Origin of the sequence: Streptomyces sp. LBL, from assembly GCF_029893585.1 — a bacterium.
Taxonomy (GTDB): domain Bacteria; phylum Actinomycetota; class Actinomycetes; order Streptomycetales; family Streptomycetaceae; genus Streptomyces.
Genome location: NZ_JARXYX010000034.1, coordinates 14,315 through 28,012 on the forward strand (window position 1 = coordinate 14,315; position 13,698 = coordinate 28,012).

Here is a 13,698-nt window from a genome sequence, read left to right on the forward strand (position 1 = left end):
GGCCCCGCCAATGACCCCACCAACGCCCCCATCAGCGCTCCTTCCAACGCCCCCATCAGCCCCCTGGAGCAGGCGTTGCACGCGGCGCGTGCCCTCGTGCTGGCCGATCTGGCTGCCGGTGAGGTGGCCGCCTCGGACGTGGTGTCCATGGTCGAGGATTCCGTCGTCCAGCGACGCTGGTGGGTCGGGCAGTGGCCGGAGGGCGCGGAGTTCGTGGCCGGGCTGGTCGCACAGGACGTACAGGACGCCCTGCTGGAGAGCTACGGCCGCTGGCCGCTGTGCCCGGTCTGCGGCTCCGGCGACCCGCACGCCCTGGACGTCGAACCGGAACTCGGCCCCGACCCGCACTGGGTGTGCCACAAGGCGGGCATGAAGATCGCGGCGGTGGGCTCGCTGCGCACCGCAGCCGGCGGAACGGGCTCGCCGTGACGGTCTACATCGACCCACCGACCTGGCCGGGCCACGGCCGCCTGTGGTCCCACCTCGTCAGCGATGTCTCCTTCGACGAACTACACGCGTTCGCCGAGGAGTTGGGCGCCCCGCCCCGGGCCTTCGAGCGCGACCACTACGACCTCCCGGCGGACCGGTACGCCGACGCGGTGGCCGCCGGTGCGGTGGAGGTCGGATCCAAGGAACTGGTGCGCCGGCTCACGGCGGCGGGCCTGCGCCGGCCCAAGGGGCGGACTCAGCCGCGCAGTTCGTAGGCCAGCAGTCCCTCGTCGCCGACGTCCTCGCTCACCTGTGTGAACCCGGCGCGCCCGATCACCGCCCGGGACGGGGCGTTGTCGCGGTCCACGGTCGCGAACAGGGACCGTACGTCGTCCCGGGCCAGCGCCCACCGCGCCAGGGCGCGCAGCGCCTCCGTGGCGTAGCCGTGGCCGCGGGCGCCCGCCACCAGGTCGTAGCCGATTACCGCGCGGCCCTCCTCGTCGGGGGCGCCGTGGAAGCCCATGGCGCCGAGGGCGAGAGCGTCCTCGCGGCGGACGAGGACGAACAGCCCGAACTCCGGGCGGTGCACCCCCGCCTCGTACGCCTTGAGCATCATCGTGGCGGCCTCCCGGGTGCCCTCGAAGGGGCCGCCCCCGAGCCACTCGAAGCCGCCGTCGTCGCCCGCGGCGAGGTCGGCGGCGGCCGCGGGTGTGACGCCCTGCAGGGTGAGGCGGTCGGTGGGGAGGGCGAGGGTGTTGGTCCAGCGCCACTCGGCGACCGGCGCACGGCCGGGCAGCTCACCGCGGCCGGTGGCCCACAGCAGGGTGCGCCAGTGGTCGGGGCCCGGCCGGACGTGCGGGAAGATCCCGGTCAGCACGTACGCGGCGAGCTCGGCCGGCGGCTCGTACGGCAGCCCCAGGCCCTCGGCGATGTCGTGGGTGTGCAGCAGGACCTCGGCGACGCCCATCGCGGCGAAGCCGTCCCGGTTCGCGCTGCGGAACGGGAACGGGTGGAAGGCCCGCGCCTCGCGCGGGGTGGTGCGGTAGGTGGCGGCGAACAGCGCGCCCGTCGTCTCGACGACCTGGAGCACGTCCTCGTTGTCGGTGCCGTCGTCGGGGGTGATCTCGAAGGGGACCCACGCGTTCTGCGCGCGGCTCGCCAGCTGGCCGGCGTACGCGATCAGACAGCCCGCGATGTGCTCCGCCGCGTACCGGCAGCTCCACTCCAGCCGGCCCGCCCGCGGCCCGTCCCAGTCCCGCCCGGTCGCCGTCCGCAGCAGTGCCACGGCGCCCGCGACAGCCTCTTCCACCCGTTCCCCGCCCATTGCGCGCATGGCCTGCAGGGTAGGTGGCAGGGTGCCTCAGGTCGACAGCATTTCCAGTTCGGCGGCCAGGTTGTAGCGCGCGGTCGCCTCCCACTCCGTCCGCCCGTACGGCGTCCTGAACAGCCGTGGAAGGTCGAGAAGCTGACGCAGGACGGCGGCGCGGCCCTCGCGGAAGGCGTCCGGGGGGACGAAGCCGTACTCCTCGCGGACGGCGGCCGTGTAGGCGGCGTAGACGGAGGGCGGGGCGGCGAGGATCGCGAGGTCGGCGTCGCACAGGACCTGGCCGTCGGGGTCGTCGTCGGCCGGGTCGTGGGTGACGGTCAGGCGGACCAGGCGGGCCACCTCGGCGGTCTTCGCGGCGGACACTCCGGCCTCGGGCAGGGCACGTTCGGCGAGGCGGGCAGAGCGGTCCTCGTTCTCGGAGCGGTCGGGCAGGTAGACCGCGTCGTGGAACCAGGCGGCCAGCCGTACGACGTCTGGGTCGGCGGCGTGCTCCTCGATGACGTCGATGCGGTCGAGGACCGCGGTGAGGTGCGTGAGCGTGTGATAGCGGCGCTGCGGCTCCTGCCAGCGGGCGAGCAGCCGGTCGGCGTACGGCGCCGGGTCGGGGCCGGCGGCCTCGGGGCCCCGGGCCCCTTCCAGGGCGCGGGCGAAACGGGTACGCAGGGCATCGGGATCGGCCATGTCCCCATTCTCCTTCTCCCGTCTTCGAGTGAGTGTTTCGGGGGAGCGGCCGGGTGGGCGGGGCCTGCGAGGGTAGTCTGGAATTGGACTAGACCTGTAGTCGATCCGATGAATTTGATGAACCCGACGAAACCCGCCGAACTTGACGATGACGAATGGGGTCCCATGAGCAAGCGTGCAGTACCAGTCCTGGAGGTGATCGCCCTCGACGTCGAGGACGCGGTCGCCGCCCAGGCCGGAGGCGCGGACCGGCTCGAACTGGTCACCGACATGGCGGCGGACGGACTCACCCCGCCCGTCGGCACCTTCGTCGGCATCCGGGCCGCCGTCGACATCGCGCTACGGGTGATGCTGCGGCCGTCGGACGGGTTCGCGGCGGGGAACGTGGAACCGCTGGTCCGGGTCGCCGGGGAGCTGCGTGAGGCCGGGGCCGTGGAGTTCGTGCTCGGGTTCCTCGACGCGGACGGCGGGGTGGATCTGGCGGCCGTGGAGCGGGTGGTGGGGATGCTGGACGGCTGCCGCTGGACGTTCCACCGGGCGATCGACCACGCCGCCGACCGGGACGCCCTGCGCAAGCAGTTGGACGGGCTGCCGGGACTCGACACGTATCTGACGGCCGGATCGGCCGACGGGGTGGACGCCGGGCTCCCCACCCTGCTCCGTGAGGCGGGGCGGGGCGGGGAGCCGGGGTATGAGCAGCGGCTGCTGGCCGGGGGCGGGCTGCGGCTGGACCATGTGCCGCAGCTCCGGGACGCCGGCATCGACGGGTTCCACATCGGCGGGGCCGCCCGGCCCGGGGGCTGGGGGCGGCCGGTGTCGGCGGCGGCGGTGGCCACGTGGCGGCGGGTGCTGGACGGGGGGTGAGCCGGCCTGTTCCTGCCGAGAGCCCAGCCCCTCCTGGTCCGGGAAAGGGTCTAGGAGAGCTGCGGCGGCAGCGGGGCCGCGTGGGTCACGATCAGGCCCGAGACCGCTCGGGTCAGGGCGACGTACAGGCGGCGCAGGCCCGTGCGTTCGTCCGGCTCGCCGTCGACCACGGCCTGCGGCTCGTCGAGGACCACGTAGTCGTACTCCAGGCCCTTGGCGAGTGAGGCGGGGACCAGGGTCAGGCGGGTCTCGTGCGTCGTCTCCTCGCCCGGGGACAGGAAGCCGATGCCCGCCGCCGTGAGCGCCTCGGTCAGGGCCGGGACGCGGGCGTCGGCGGCGATCAGGCCCGTCGAGCCCTCGTTGCGGAGCAACTCCTCGCAGGCGGCGACCACTTCGGCGGTGCCGGTGATCTCGCGCAGGTCGAAGAAGCCCGGGTTCTCGCGGACCGACGCGACCGGGGTCAGGCCCGGGGCGATGTGGGGCAGGAGACGGGAGGCGTACGTGATGACGTCGGTCGGGACGCGGAAGCCGGCCGTCAGCTCCTCGATCACGCCGTCGGTCTTGCCGAGGTGGGCCAGGGCCTCGTCCCAGCTCCGGGTGGCCCAGGGGGTGGTGCCCTGGGCGAGGTCGCCGAGGACGGTGGCCGAACCGGTGGTGCAGCGGCGGCCGACCGCCCGGTACTGCATGGGGGAGAGGTCCTGTGCCTCGTCCAGCACCACATGGCCGAGCGAGTGCGTGCGCTGGACCAGATCCTGCGCCTCGTCGATCAGCACCGCGTCCGCCGCGGACCACCGGGCCGACTTCACCGACCGGGCCGGCTTCGCCCACAGGATCGTCTTCTGCTCGTCCTCGGTGAGGACGCCGTCCGCGTGGACGGCGAGGAAGTCCGCGTCCGTCAGCAGGCGCAGGACGAGTTTCGCCGGGTCGACCGGCGGCCAGATCTGCTTCACGACCGCCTTCACCGCCGCGTTGCGGGCCACCGCGTCCTGCACCCGGTCGTCCGGGGCCTCCCCCGACTGCTCCATCCGCACCAGCACGGCGTGCGCGATGCGCTGCGGGAGGGCCTCGCGGGCGGCGCCGTAGCGGATGTCCCGGTCCAGCAACTGGCGGGCCATGTCCTCCAGTTCGTACGCGGGCACCCGCCAGCGACGCGAGCCGCGCACGACGACGACCGGTTCGGCGGGCATGGTCACGTGCGAGTAGAGGGCCCTCCGCAGCACCTCCGCCATCCTCGCGTCGCCCTTGACGATCGCCGCCGCCGCGTCGTCCGTGCCGCGCACCTCCACGTGCGCGACCAGGTCGTCGGCGGTGGCCTGGCGGACCGTCAACTCGCCGAGCGCGGGCAGGACCTGCTCGATGTAGTGGAGGAAGGACCGGTTCGGGCCGATGACCAGGGTGCCGGTGCGGGCGAGGCGCTCCCGGTGGGCGTACAGGAGGTAGGCGACCCGGTGCAGGCCCACGGCCGTCTTTCCGGTGCCCGGGCCTCCCTGCACACAGACGGTCCCGCCCAGACCACTGCGTACGATCTCGTCCTGCTCGGGCTGGATCGTCGCCACGATGTCACGCATCGGGCCCACACGCGGGCGCTCGATCTCCCGCTGGAGCAGCTTGCTGGCGGCGGCGGCCTCGGCTGGGTCGGAGAGGTGCTCGTCCTCGTACGCCGTGAGGTCGCCGCCCGTGTAGCCGAAGCGGCGGCGCAGCGCGATGTCCATCGGGTCCTTCTTGGAGGCCCGGTAGAACGTCTGTGAGACAGGGGCCCGCCAGTCGATGACCATCGGGTCGCCGTCCTGGTCGTGCACGTGCCGGCGCCCGATGTAGAAGCACTCGCCTGCCGCGCCCTCGGCCTGCTCGGCGCCCGGGGCGTGCAGGTAGTCGAGGCGGCCGAAGAACAGGGGGGTGTCGCTGAGGTCGGCCAGGGCCTTGATGCGGTCGTCGATCTGGCGTTCCAGGATCTGCGCGTTGACCCAGTTCGCGGTGACGTCGCGGATGTCGAGGGACTCGACGTCCTCCCGCATGGAGCGCAGGGCGGCGCGGGAGTGGGCGAGATGGGAGCGTTCGCGGGCGAGCGGGTCGTCGCCGACGGGCGTGGACGGCCTGGACAAGGTGGTGCCTCCGGGGGACCAGCGGGATACGCGGACGCGGAATTCGCGGTTGCGGAATTCGCGGACGCGGAATTCGCGGTTGCGGACGTCGCGGATGCGGACGTCGCGATTGCGGGATGCCGACCGGTTTCCGTCCGGGCGGCGGCACTCCGTGCGGGAGGCGGGCAAGAGAGGGGATTCTAGGTGAGTGGGGGATACGGAAGCCAACGGGTTTTTCGCGGACGCAGGCCGCGCGACCTCTCCGGGGAACTGCTCGGGCCCGCGGGGGGCCGCCGTCCCCTAGGGGGCGGAGTGAGGGTCTCCCCTCCGCACTGAGGGCAGCCCGTCACCCGTAAGTACTACGTGGCGAGCGCTCGGGTTGGCTCTGTGGACCGACGCGGTTCTTAGGCCGGAAGAGCAACCATGGAAGCATGAGCGCAGCAAGCATCATCCCAGCTCCGCGCCCGCCCAGCCCGGCCGGCGCAACCCCCGTCCTGGGGAGTCACCGGCACTACGTCGGCGAGGCCCTGCGAGCCGTCAAGGTCTTCGCGGGCGCCGCGTTCGACGTCGTGGTGCTCGGCGAGTACGGCGAGGAGGCGGGCGTCCGCCGCAGGTGACGGCCCCGCCGACCGGCCGGCCCCGTACGCCGGTCAGCCCCCGCACGCCCGCTCAGCCGCCGCAGGTCCGGCCGCACCCGCCCCCACCCGGCCGCCCCCACCCACCCGTCCGCTCAGCTCTCCGCCAGCAACTCGTCCGCGTCCATGATCCGGTAGGCGTACCCCTGCTCCGCCAGGAACCGTTGCCGGTGCGCGGCGAAGTCCTGGTCGAGGGTGTCGCGGGCGACGACCGAGTAGAAGTGGGCCTTGTGCCCGTCCGCCTTGGGCCGCAGGACCCGTCCGAGGCGCTGTGCCTCCTCCTGCCGCGACCCGAAGGTGCCCGAGACCTGGACGGCGACCGTCGCCTCCGGCAGGTCGATCGAGAAGTTCGCGACCTTCGACACCACCAGCACGCTGATCTCGCCCTGCCGGAAGGCTTCGAAGAGCTTCTCCCGCTGCGCGTTCGACGTCTCGCCCTTGATGACCGGCGCGTCGAGATGCTCCCCCAGCTCGTCCAACTGGTCGATGTACTGCCCGATGACGAGGATCTGCTGCCCGGCGAACCGTCGCACGATCGCCTCGGTCACCTTCCGCTTGGTCGCGGTCGTGGCACAGAAGCGGTACTTCTCCTCGGTCTCGGCGGTGGCGTAGGCGAGCCGCTCGGAGTCGGTGAGATTCACCCGGACCTCGACACAGTCGGCGGGCGCGATGTATCCCTGCGCCTCGATCTCCTTCCACGGCGCGTCGAACCGCTTGGGCCCGATCAGCGAGAACACGTCCGACTCGCGGCCGTCCTCCCGCACCAGCGTCGCGGTCAGCCCGAGCCGCCGCCGTGCCTGCAGATCCGCCGTGAACTTGAAGACCGGTGCGGGCAGCAGGTGCACCTCGTCGTAGAGGATCAGTCCCCAGTCCCGGGAGTCGAACAGCTCCAGGTGCTGGTAGACGCCCTTCCGCCGCGTCGTCAGCACCTGGTACGTGGCGATGGTGACGGGCCGGATCTCCTTCTTCGTCCCGCTGTACTCGCCGATCTCCTCCTCGGTCAGCGAGGTCCGCTTCACCAGCTCGTGCTTCCACTGGCGGGCGGACACGGTGTTCGTGACGAGGATGAGGGTGGTCGACTTGGCCTGCGCCATCGCCCCGGCGCCGACCAGCGTCTTACCGGCACCGCAGGGCAGGACGACAACCCCCGACCCGCCGTGCCAGAAGTTCTCCACCGCCTGCTTCTGGTACGGCCTGAGGGTCCACCCGTCCTCGGCCAGCTCGATGGCGTGCGCCTCGCCGTCCACGTACCCCGCGAGGTCCTCGGCGGGCCAGCCCAGCCGCAGCAGCGTCTGCTTGATCTGCCCGCGCTCGGAGGGGTGCACGGCGACGGTGTCCGGGTCGATGCGGCTGCCGACCAGCGGGGCGATCCGCTTGGAGCGCAGCACCTCCTCCAGCACCGGCCGGTCGGTGGAGGTGAGCACCAGTCCGTGCGTGGGGTGTTTGCTGAGGGTCAGCCGCCCGTACCGGTCCATCGTCTCGGCGATGTCCACGAGCAGCGCGTGCGGCACCGGGTACCGGCTGTACTGCACCAGCGCGTCCACGACCTGCTCGGCGTCGTGCCCGGCCGCCCGCGCGTTCCACAGGCCGAGCGGGGTCACCCGGTAGGTGTGGATGTGCTCCGGCGCCCGCTCCAGCTCCGCGAACGGCGCGATGGCCCGACGGCAGTCGCCCGCCTGCTCGTGGTCGACTTCCAAAAGCAGAGTCTTGTCTGACTGGACGATGAGGGGACCATTCACGCGCGGCTGCCTTTCTGCAGGTACCTGCGTGGCTCCGCAGGGCCAAACGTCCAGTGTGCCTCAACCGGCGACGATCAGGGTCAGTCGTCCGCCGGCTCCGCCAGCTCCGCCACCCCGGTCACGCGGTGCAGCGGATAGGTCCGTACCTCGTCCGCCGTGTGGTCGTACGCCGTGACGAAGCCGCCCTCCACGCGGACCGGGGCGATGACGCGCTGGGTGGCGGAGCCCTCGGCGTTGACGTAGCCGATCCAGACGGTCTCTCCGGTGAGAACGGCGGCCTGCATGGTGGCGAGGGTCTCGGCGGCGCTGGTGCGGGGGAGGTCGCCGCCGGCCGGCTGGGTCGCGGACGGCTTGCGGGGGGTCGTGGAGGCGAGGTCGCCGGCGCGGATGGCGCGGATCGCGGCCGTGAGGAGGGTCGCGTCGGGGGCCGGGGGGCCGTCCGGGACCGGTTCGGGGGCCGTGCGGGGCGAGGTGCGGTGGGCGAGGGCGCGGGTGATCAGTACGTCGCCCTCGGCGGACTCGGAGGCCGGGGCGAAGCCCATCGCGCGCAGGCCGTCGAGGAGCGCGGCCGGATCGGCCTGGGTGGCCAGCACGGTCGGGGCCAGCCGGCGCAGCCGCAGGCCCGCCGCGCGTTTGTCGGCCATGATCTCGTTGAGCAGCGCGTCGTCGTCGCAGCGGACGTACGCCGAGGCGGCGCCCACCCGCAGATGGCCGTGCCTGCGGGCCACGTCGTCGATCAGGTAGGCGAGGGGCTGCGGGACCGGCGTACGGGAGTGCTCGGCGAGGAAGGCGTGCAGGTCGGACGCGGCCCGGCCGGAGTCGAGCGCGCGCCGCACCGAGCCGGGCGTGAACCGGTACACGGTCGCTCCGCCCTTCGACTCCACGTCCGCGAGCACGTCCAGCATGTCCGCGAGCGGCCGCTGGAGCGGGCCGGGCGCCACCGCCGTCAGGTCGGCCTGGAGCAGCACGTGGTCCAGCGGTTCGGGCAGCAGCGGGGCGAGCAGCCGAGCGGCCGCCACGGAGGCGACGGCCTGCTCGGCGGGCGTGAGGGGTTCCAGCGGAGATTCCACCGGAGATTCCAGCGGAGATTCCAGCGGAGATTCCACTGGCGATTCCGCCGGAGGCCCCGGAGCGTCCTTCGGCGCGGGCGCCCCCAGCAGTGCCCGCCCGTGCGCCGACAACGCCCCCCGCCCCGTCATGCCCAGCAGCTCCGCCTCGGTCAACGTCCACCGGGCGAGCCGGCCCCGCAGGTCGTCGTCCTGTTGCCGGCCGCGGAGGGGCCGCTCCCAGCGCAGACGGGCGAGCACCGGCTCGGCGGACGGGGCGGCGCCCTCCGGCAGCCCCGCGAGCAGGGTCAGCACCCGGTGCCGTACCTCGGGGGCGGCCGTGCGGTCGAGACCGGGACCGAGCGCCGACAACGTACGTTCCTTCGCGTCCCGCCCGCCGACCAGCCCCGGCGTCCGGGTCGCCCCCAGCCAGGCCTGTGCGAGCCGGGTCCAGCGCTGGGCCGGGGGCTGCTCCAGCCACTCGTCGTAGGCCGGGGTCGCCGCGTACCGTTCGTCGGCCTCGTTGTCGGAGGCGATGAGGCCGGCCGCGTAGGCGAGTTCCACCCAGAACGCGGCGACGGGCTCGGAGACGTCCAGTGCCACGGCGGTGCGCTTCAGGTCACGGACGCTGAGGCCGCCCGCCCGCAGCACCGCCGGGCCGCCCTCGTCCCAGTCCTTCAGCAGCTCCTCGACGGTCGCCAGCGCGGTGTACGCCTGCCCGGCCGCCGTCGCGTCCACCACCTGTGGACGGTGCGTGGCGGCGGCCCCCACGGCGGGCGGCGACGGCTCGGCGGAGCGGTGCGCGCGGCCCTCGCGCAGGTGCAGGGCCACTTCGCGGGGGAGTACGACCGTCCCGGGCGCCGTCGGCAGCAGCAGCCCCCGGTCCAGGAGCCAGCGCAGACGGGCCGCGGGATCGGCGGTGACCTGGCCGTACGGCGGCCCCCAGACGAGACGCGACAGGACCTCCCGCGACTCGGCCGGGGCCTCGCCGAGCAGCTTCGCCATCCGCCCGCGGTCGGTGAACAGCGTGGTCAGCGCGGTGACCGCGGACACCGCGTCATGGGTCGAGGTGAGCCCGGCCGCCGTCACGAGCTCCTGGACACGGCCCGGCGACATGCCGGCCGTCGCCTCCTGCACGGTCGGGCCGAGGCCGGTCGGGGACGGGTGCTGCGGGGAGGGCGCGAGCAGCTCCCGGGCCGTGCGGACGAGCCGGAGGCGGTCGTCGGCGCCCCACACCAGCGCCTGCGCGCGCAGGGTGCCCAGGGCGTGGGGCAGCGCCGCGGTGACCGCCCGGTCGGCCGCGTCGCCCGCCATCAGCGCCAGCAACTCCTCGTACGACGCCGGGTCCGCCGCCACGGCCAGCGCCTCCGCCGTCTGCAGCGCGAAACGGTCCAGCCGCTCCAGGGCGCGGACCACCGACGCGCGGGTGCCGGCCCGGGTGGCGAGCTGGGTGAGGTCGGTGGGGACGGGGGTGATGAGGTCGGGTCGGGCGCGCAGGAGCGCGGCGAGGGACCCGTCGTCCCGGGCGCGGAGCGCCTCCGCGAGGGACCGGGGCGCCGCCGGCTTCTCATCGCTGCTCATCCGGTCAACGGTAGCGGGTGGCCCGCCGACCGGGTGCACGTCAGGTGAACGGAGCGTTTCCCAGGTGGCTCCCGAATGAACTTCCCCCGGACGATCGCCGCTGCCCCTTCAGCACTCCGCCCGCACTCGTCACCCTGGGCTCCCTGCCACCCGGCCACCGCGCTCACCGTCCACCCTGCGCTAACGTCGACTCACGGGGTATCCAACGCCGGGGTATCCAACGCACCCACCCCGGAGGGGACTTCGTGGGCATCGAGAGCGACCAGGTCGTCTACGAGTATCTGAGCCGCGTCGGCGACGTGGCTCAGCAGCGGCAGTTGCCGTCGTCCACCCGGATGCGCCTGGTCTCCGAACTGCGCAACGAGATCGACCGGAGTCGCGCCAAGGACCCCGTCGACACTCCCGCCGCCGTCCGCCGCATCATCGCCCGGCTCGGCAGCCCGCACGAGGTCGTCGACGCGGCCGGAAGCGGTGCCGGCGGCCCGGCCACCGGGGGCGCCCCGCGGACCCCGGCCCCACCACCGGCAGGGGTCGCCGTGCCCGTACAGCGGGACGCGGAGAGCGAGGTCACCGGCCGGCCGAAGCGGCTGTGGAAGGGCGTCCCGCGCCCCCGTCCCGCGCAGCCCTCCCCGACGCCGGCCCCGTCCGACCACGCGTCCTCCTCGCCCCACCTCGCGGGTCTGGAGGAGCTCGGGGACAGCGCGGCCCAGCCCGACTGGTGGCGGGTGGACAGCAGCCCGTTCGGGGTCGGGGACAGTGTTGCCGGATTCGTCGGCGGGGTGGAGATCCCGGAGCTCTTCACGCCCCCGCCGCCGAAGCCGAAGGAGGTGCCCGGGCCGGAGCAGGAGGCGGCGGTCCCGCCGGCCCCGGCCGTCCCGGCCGTGGAGAAGGCCGCGACGAAGTTCCGGAAGGCCTGGTGGAAGCCGCGCAAGGGCGACGCCAAGGCGGGGGCGACCGCGCCGGCCGCCAAGGCCGGGGACGCTGTCGTGGACGCCCCCGTGTCCACCCGGCGCCGCCTCCTGCCCCTGCGTGGCACGGCCGGCGGCTGGAGCAACCCCCTGCTCCTCCTCGCCGCCGGTCTCCTGGTCGCCGGCGCCGTACTCGGCAACTGGATCGCCCTCGTGCTCGGCTGGGCCATCGCCTACGCCTCGCGCAGGCTGACCGACGCCGAGACGAAGTGGGCCGTCGTGATCCTGCCCGGCCTGTCCGTCACGGCCGGTGCTGTCTGGCTGTGGGGCCGTACCGAGGGCCGTTGGGGCCGGCCCATCGCCCAGGACCACATGAACGCCGCGATCTCCGAGACCTGGCCCTGGGTGGTCCGGGGCGCGGCCGTGGCATCGGCGCTGTTCCTGGTGTGGCGGTCACAGCGGCGGAGGTAAGGGGGAGGTAGGCGGAGATAGGGGGAGGTAGGGGGCGCAACGGCGGCGCGGTAGGGCAGGCACAGAGCCTCGGCAGGCACAGAGCCTCGGCAGGCACAGAGCCTCGGCAGGCAGGCCACCAGCGCTTGCGGAGGCCAGGCAGGCGCAGCTGAGGCGGGACCGCCACGGGCCGGACGCCTGCCAGTCACCGGGGCTGGGCACAATGGCCCGTATGGCCTCCACGAGCTTCTCCGCCCCGACCGTCGGCTTCGATCTCGACATGACGCTCATAGACTCCCGCCCCGGTATCCGTGCCTGCTACCTGGCGCTGGCCGAGCGGACGGGGACGTACATCGACGCCGATCTGGCGGTCACCCGGCTGGGGCCGCCGCTCGCCGAGGAGCTGATCCACTGGTTCCCGGCGGACGAGGTGCCGGCCATGGCGGACCTCTACCGCTCGATGTACCCGGCCATCGCGATCGGGCCGACGCCCGCGCTGCCCGGCGCCCGGGAGGCGGTCGCCGCGGTGCGCACGGCCGGTGGCCGGGCCGTCGTGGTCACCGCGAAGCACGAGCCCAACGCCAAGCTGCACCTGGAGTACCTGGGCATCGAACCGGACGCGGTCGTCGGCGACTTGTGGGCGGAGGAGAAGGCGGTGGCGCTGCGCGAACACGGAGCGAGCGTCTACGTCGGCGACCACCTCGGGGACATCCGGGGCGCCCGGGCCGCCGACGCCCTCGCGGTCGCGGTGGCCACGGGACCGTACGACAGGGACGGGCTGACCGCGGCCGGCGCGGACGTCGTCCTCACCGACCTCACGGAGTTCCCGGACTGGCTCGCTTCCTACCGGCCCGCCCGCGCCTGACGGCGGCCCGCCGCGATCGACTGGAGCACTCCCGCGCCGGCCAGCAGGAAGCCGACGCCCATCAGCATGCTCAGGCCGAACATGTACGTCGGAAAGGGTGTCGTGTCGAGAAGGAACGGGGCCACGGTGACGAGAGTGGCCACCGCACCGATGAAGAACACGGCCGCACCGGCACGGATCAGTCGGTCGCCGGGCTCGGCGGAATTCGTCTGGGTTTTGTCACGCACCGGACCAGGGTAGTTCCCCGCGCGCAGGAACAACCGGGCGACCTTTTGTCACCGGCCTGAAGACCATTCGCCTCGCCGCGACCACTCCGCCTGACCGACCGGTCCGCCTGACCGACTGGTCCGCTTGGCCGCCTGGCCGACTGGTCCGCCTGGCCGACCACTCCGCCCCGAGCGACCACTCCGCCCGAGCGATCAGTCCGCCCGAGCGATCAGTCCGTCTGACCGACTCGCCCTCGAACCCCTACAGCCTCTCTCAGCCATTGCCGCACACGCAGGGACCCGGGTCCCGTTTTTAGTCGTGTTGGGTTGGGGAGAGCCCCGGTAAGGTTGCTTGGACGGCAGTTCAACCGGCGTCCAGGAGCGTCCGGGACCAATTGAGGGAGCGTGTGCTTTGCCGACTGGCAAGGTCAAATGGTTCAACAGTGAGAAGGGCTTCGGCTTTCTCTCCCGTGACGACGGCGGTGACGTCTTCGTCCATTCCTCGGTCCTCCCCGCCGGAGTCGAGACACTCAAGCCGGGACAGCGGGTGGAGTTCGGCGTGGTCGCCGGACAGCGCGGTGACCAGGCTCTCTCCGTGACGATTCTCGATCCGACACCCTCCGTCGCCGCCGCGACCCGAAAGAAGCCGGACGAACTGGCCTCCATCGTCCAGGATCTGACGACCGTCCTTGAGAACATCACGCCGATGCTCGAGAAGGGCCGCTATCCCGAGAAGGTCTCCGGCGCGAAGATCGCAGGTCTACTGCGCGCGGTCGCCGACCAGTTGGACGTATAGCCGCGGCCGGGGCACCACCACAACTCCGGTTCACGGGAAAACGAGCGCGTTCGGGCCGAGGGGCTAAATCAGCCCCTCGGCCGCGCCGGA

General features: G+C 73.2%; 13 protein-coding genes. 7 read left to right on the forward strand and 6 right to left on the reverse strand.

Features of this window, described 5'->3' with window-relative positions; translation table 11 throughout:
• Positions 1-30: 30 nt before the first annotated feature.
• On the forward strand, positions 31-429 hold the full coding sequence (locus M2271_RS33300; protein ID WP_280891215.1) for a hypothetical protein: 399 nt from the start codon (positions 31-33) through the stop codon (positions 427-429).
• Positions 426-704, forward strand: a complete 279-nt coding sequence (locus M2271_RS33305; RefSeq protein ID WP_280891133.1) for a DUF4031 domain-containing protein — start codon at positions 426-428, stop codon at positions 702-704. The genes M2271_RS33300 and M2271_RS33305 overlap by 4 nt, the downstream gene beginning before the upstream one ends.
• On the opposite strand, the gene M2271_RS33310 is transcribed toward M2271_RS33305, so the two are convergent.
• Both M2271_RS33310 and M2271_RS33315 read right to left on the reverse strand, forming a co-directional pair.
• Positions 686-1,762, reverse strand: coding sequence for a GNAT family N-acetyltransferase (locus M2271_RS33310; RefSeq protein ID WP_280891134.1), 1,077 nt, complete (start codon positions 1,760-1,762; stop codon positions 686-688). The genes M2271_RS33305 and M2271_RS33310 overlap by 19 nt on opposite strands.
• Positions 1,763-1,789: 27 nt before the next feature.
• Entirely contained in the window at positions 1,790-2,437 is a 648-nt protein-coding gene (locus tag M2271_RS33315) for a hypothetical protein (RefSeq protein ID WP_280891135.1), read from the reverse strand.
• Positions 2,438-2,602: 165 nt separating this feature from the next.
• On the opposite strand from M2271_RS33315, the gene M2271_RS33320 reads away from it, so the two are divergent.
• Entirely contained in the window at positions 2,603-3,301 is a 699-nt protein-coding gene (locus tag M2271_RS33320) for a copper homeostasis protein CutC (protein WP_280891136.1), read from the forward strand.
• A gap of 50 nt (positions 3,302-3,351) precedes the next feature.
• On the opposite strand, the gene M2271_RS33325 is transcribed toward M2271_RS33320, so the two are convergent.
• On the reverse strand, positions 3,352-5,403 hold the full coding sequence (locus M2271_RS33325) for a UvrD-helicase domain-containing protein (protein WP_280891216.1): 2,052 nt from the start codon (positions 5,401-5,403) through the stop codon (positions 3,352-3,354).
• Between the two features lie 410 nt (positions 5,404-5,813).
• On the opposite strand from M2271_RS33325, the gene M2271_RS33330 reads away from it, so the two are divergent.
• The gene (locus tag M2271_RS33330) at positions 5,814-5,999 is read left to right on the forward strand and encodes a hypothetical protein (RefSeq protein WP_280891137.1); all 186 of its coding nucleotides are present in this window, start codon (positions 5,814-5,816) and stop codon (positions 5,997-5,999) included.
• Positions 6,000-6,112: 113 nt separating this feature from the next.
• On the opposite strand, the gene M2271_RS33335 is transcribed toward M2271_RS33330, so the two are convergent.
• Positions 6,113-7,756 carry a DNA repair helicase XPB gene (locus M2271_RS33335; protein WP_280891138.1) on the reverse strand — a complete coding sequence of 548 codons (1,644 nt, stop codon included), beginning with the start codon at positions 7,754-7,756 and terminating at the stop codon, positions 6,113-6,115.
• Positions 7,757-7,836: 80 nt separating this feature from the next.
• A complete protein-coding gene (locus M2271_RS33340) occupies positions 7,837-10,383 on the reverse strand; it encodes a helicase C-terminal domain-containing protein (RefSeq protein ID WP_280891139.1) in 2,547 nt (848 codons plus the stop codon).
• Positions 10,384-10,628: 245 nt separating this feature from the next.
• On the opposite strand from M2271_RS33340, the gene M2271_RS33345 reads away from it, so the two are divergent.
• Both M2271_RS33345 and M2271_RS33350 read left to right on the forward strand, forming a co-directional pair.
• Complete coding sequence (locus M2271_RS33345; protein WP_280891140.1) at positions 10,629-11,762, forward strand: hypothetical protein; 1,134 nt, start codon at positions 10,629-10,631, stop codon at positions 11,760-11,762.
• 211 nt (positions 11,763-11,973) lie between these two features.
• Positions 11,974-12,606, forward strand: a complete 633-nt coding sequence (locus M2271_RS33350; protein WP_280891141.1) for a haloacid dehalogenase-like hydrolase — start codon at positions 11,974-11,976, stop codon at positions 12,604-12,606.
• Here the strand turns inward: M2271_RS33350 and M2271_RS33355 are convergent.
• Complete coding sequence (locus tag M2271_RS33355; RefSeq protein WP_280891142.1) at positions 12,585-12,833, reverse strand: hypothetical protein; 249 nt, start codon at positions 12,831-12,833, stop codon at positions 12,585-12,587. The genes M2271_RS33350 and M2271_RS33355 overlap by 22 nt on opposite strands.
• A 391-nt stretch (positions 12,834-13,224) precedes the next feature.
• Here M2271_RS33355 and M2271_RS33360 point away from each other — a divergent pair, with 391 nt between their 5' ends.
• The gene (locus M2271_RS33360) at positions 13,225-13,608 is read left to right on the forward strand and encodes a cold-shock protein (protein ID WP_280891143.1); all 384 of its coding nucleotides are present in this window, start codon (positions 13,225-13,227) and stop codon (positions 13,606-13,608) included.
• Positions 13,609-13,698 lie beyond the last annotated feature (90 nt).

Bases quoted from the DNA above. Each gene is read 5' to 3' on its own strand.
- M2271_RS33310 (WP_280891134.1), bottom strand. From the start codon at position 1,762: ATGCGCGCAATGGGCGGGGAACGGGTGGAAGAGGCTGTCGCGGGCGCC.
- M2271_RS33315 (WP_280891135.1), bottom strand. From the start codon at position 2,437: ATGGCCGATCCCGATGCCCTGCGTACCCGTTTCGCCCGCGCCCTGGAA.
- M2271_RS33320 (WP_280891136.1), top strand. From the start codon at position 2,603: ATGAGCAAGCGTGCAGTACCAGTCCTGGAGGTGATCGCCCTCGACGTC.
- M2271_RS33330 (WP_280891137.1), top strand. From the start codon at position 5,814: ATGAGCGCAGCAAGCATCATCCCAGCTCCGCGCCCGCCCAGCCCGGCC.
- M2271_RS33340 (WP_280891139.1), bottom strand. From the start codon at position 10,383: ATGAGCAGCGATGAGAAGCCGGCGGCGCCCCGGTCCCTCGCGGAGGCG.
- M2271_RS33350 (WP_280891141.1), top strand. From the start codon at position 11,974: ATGGCCTCCACGAGCTTCTCCGCCCCGACCGTCGGCTTCGATCTCGAC.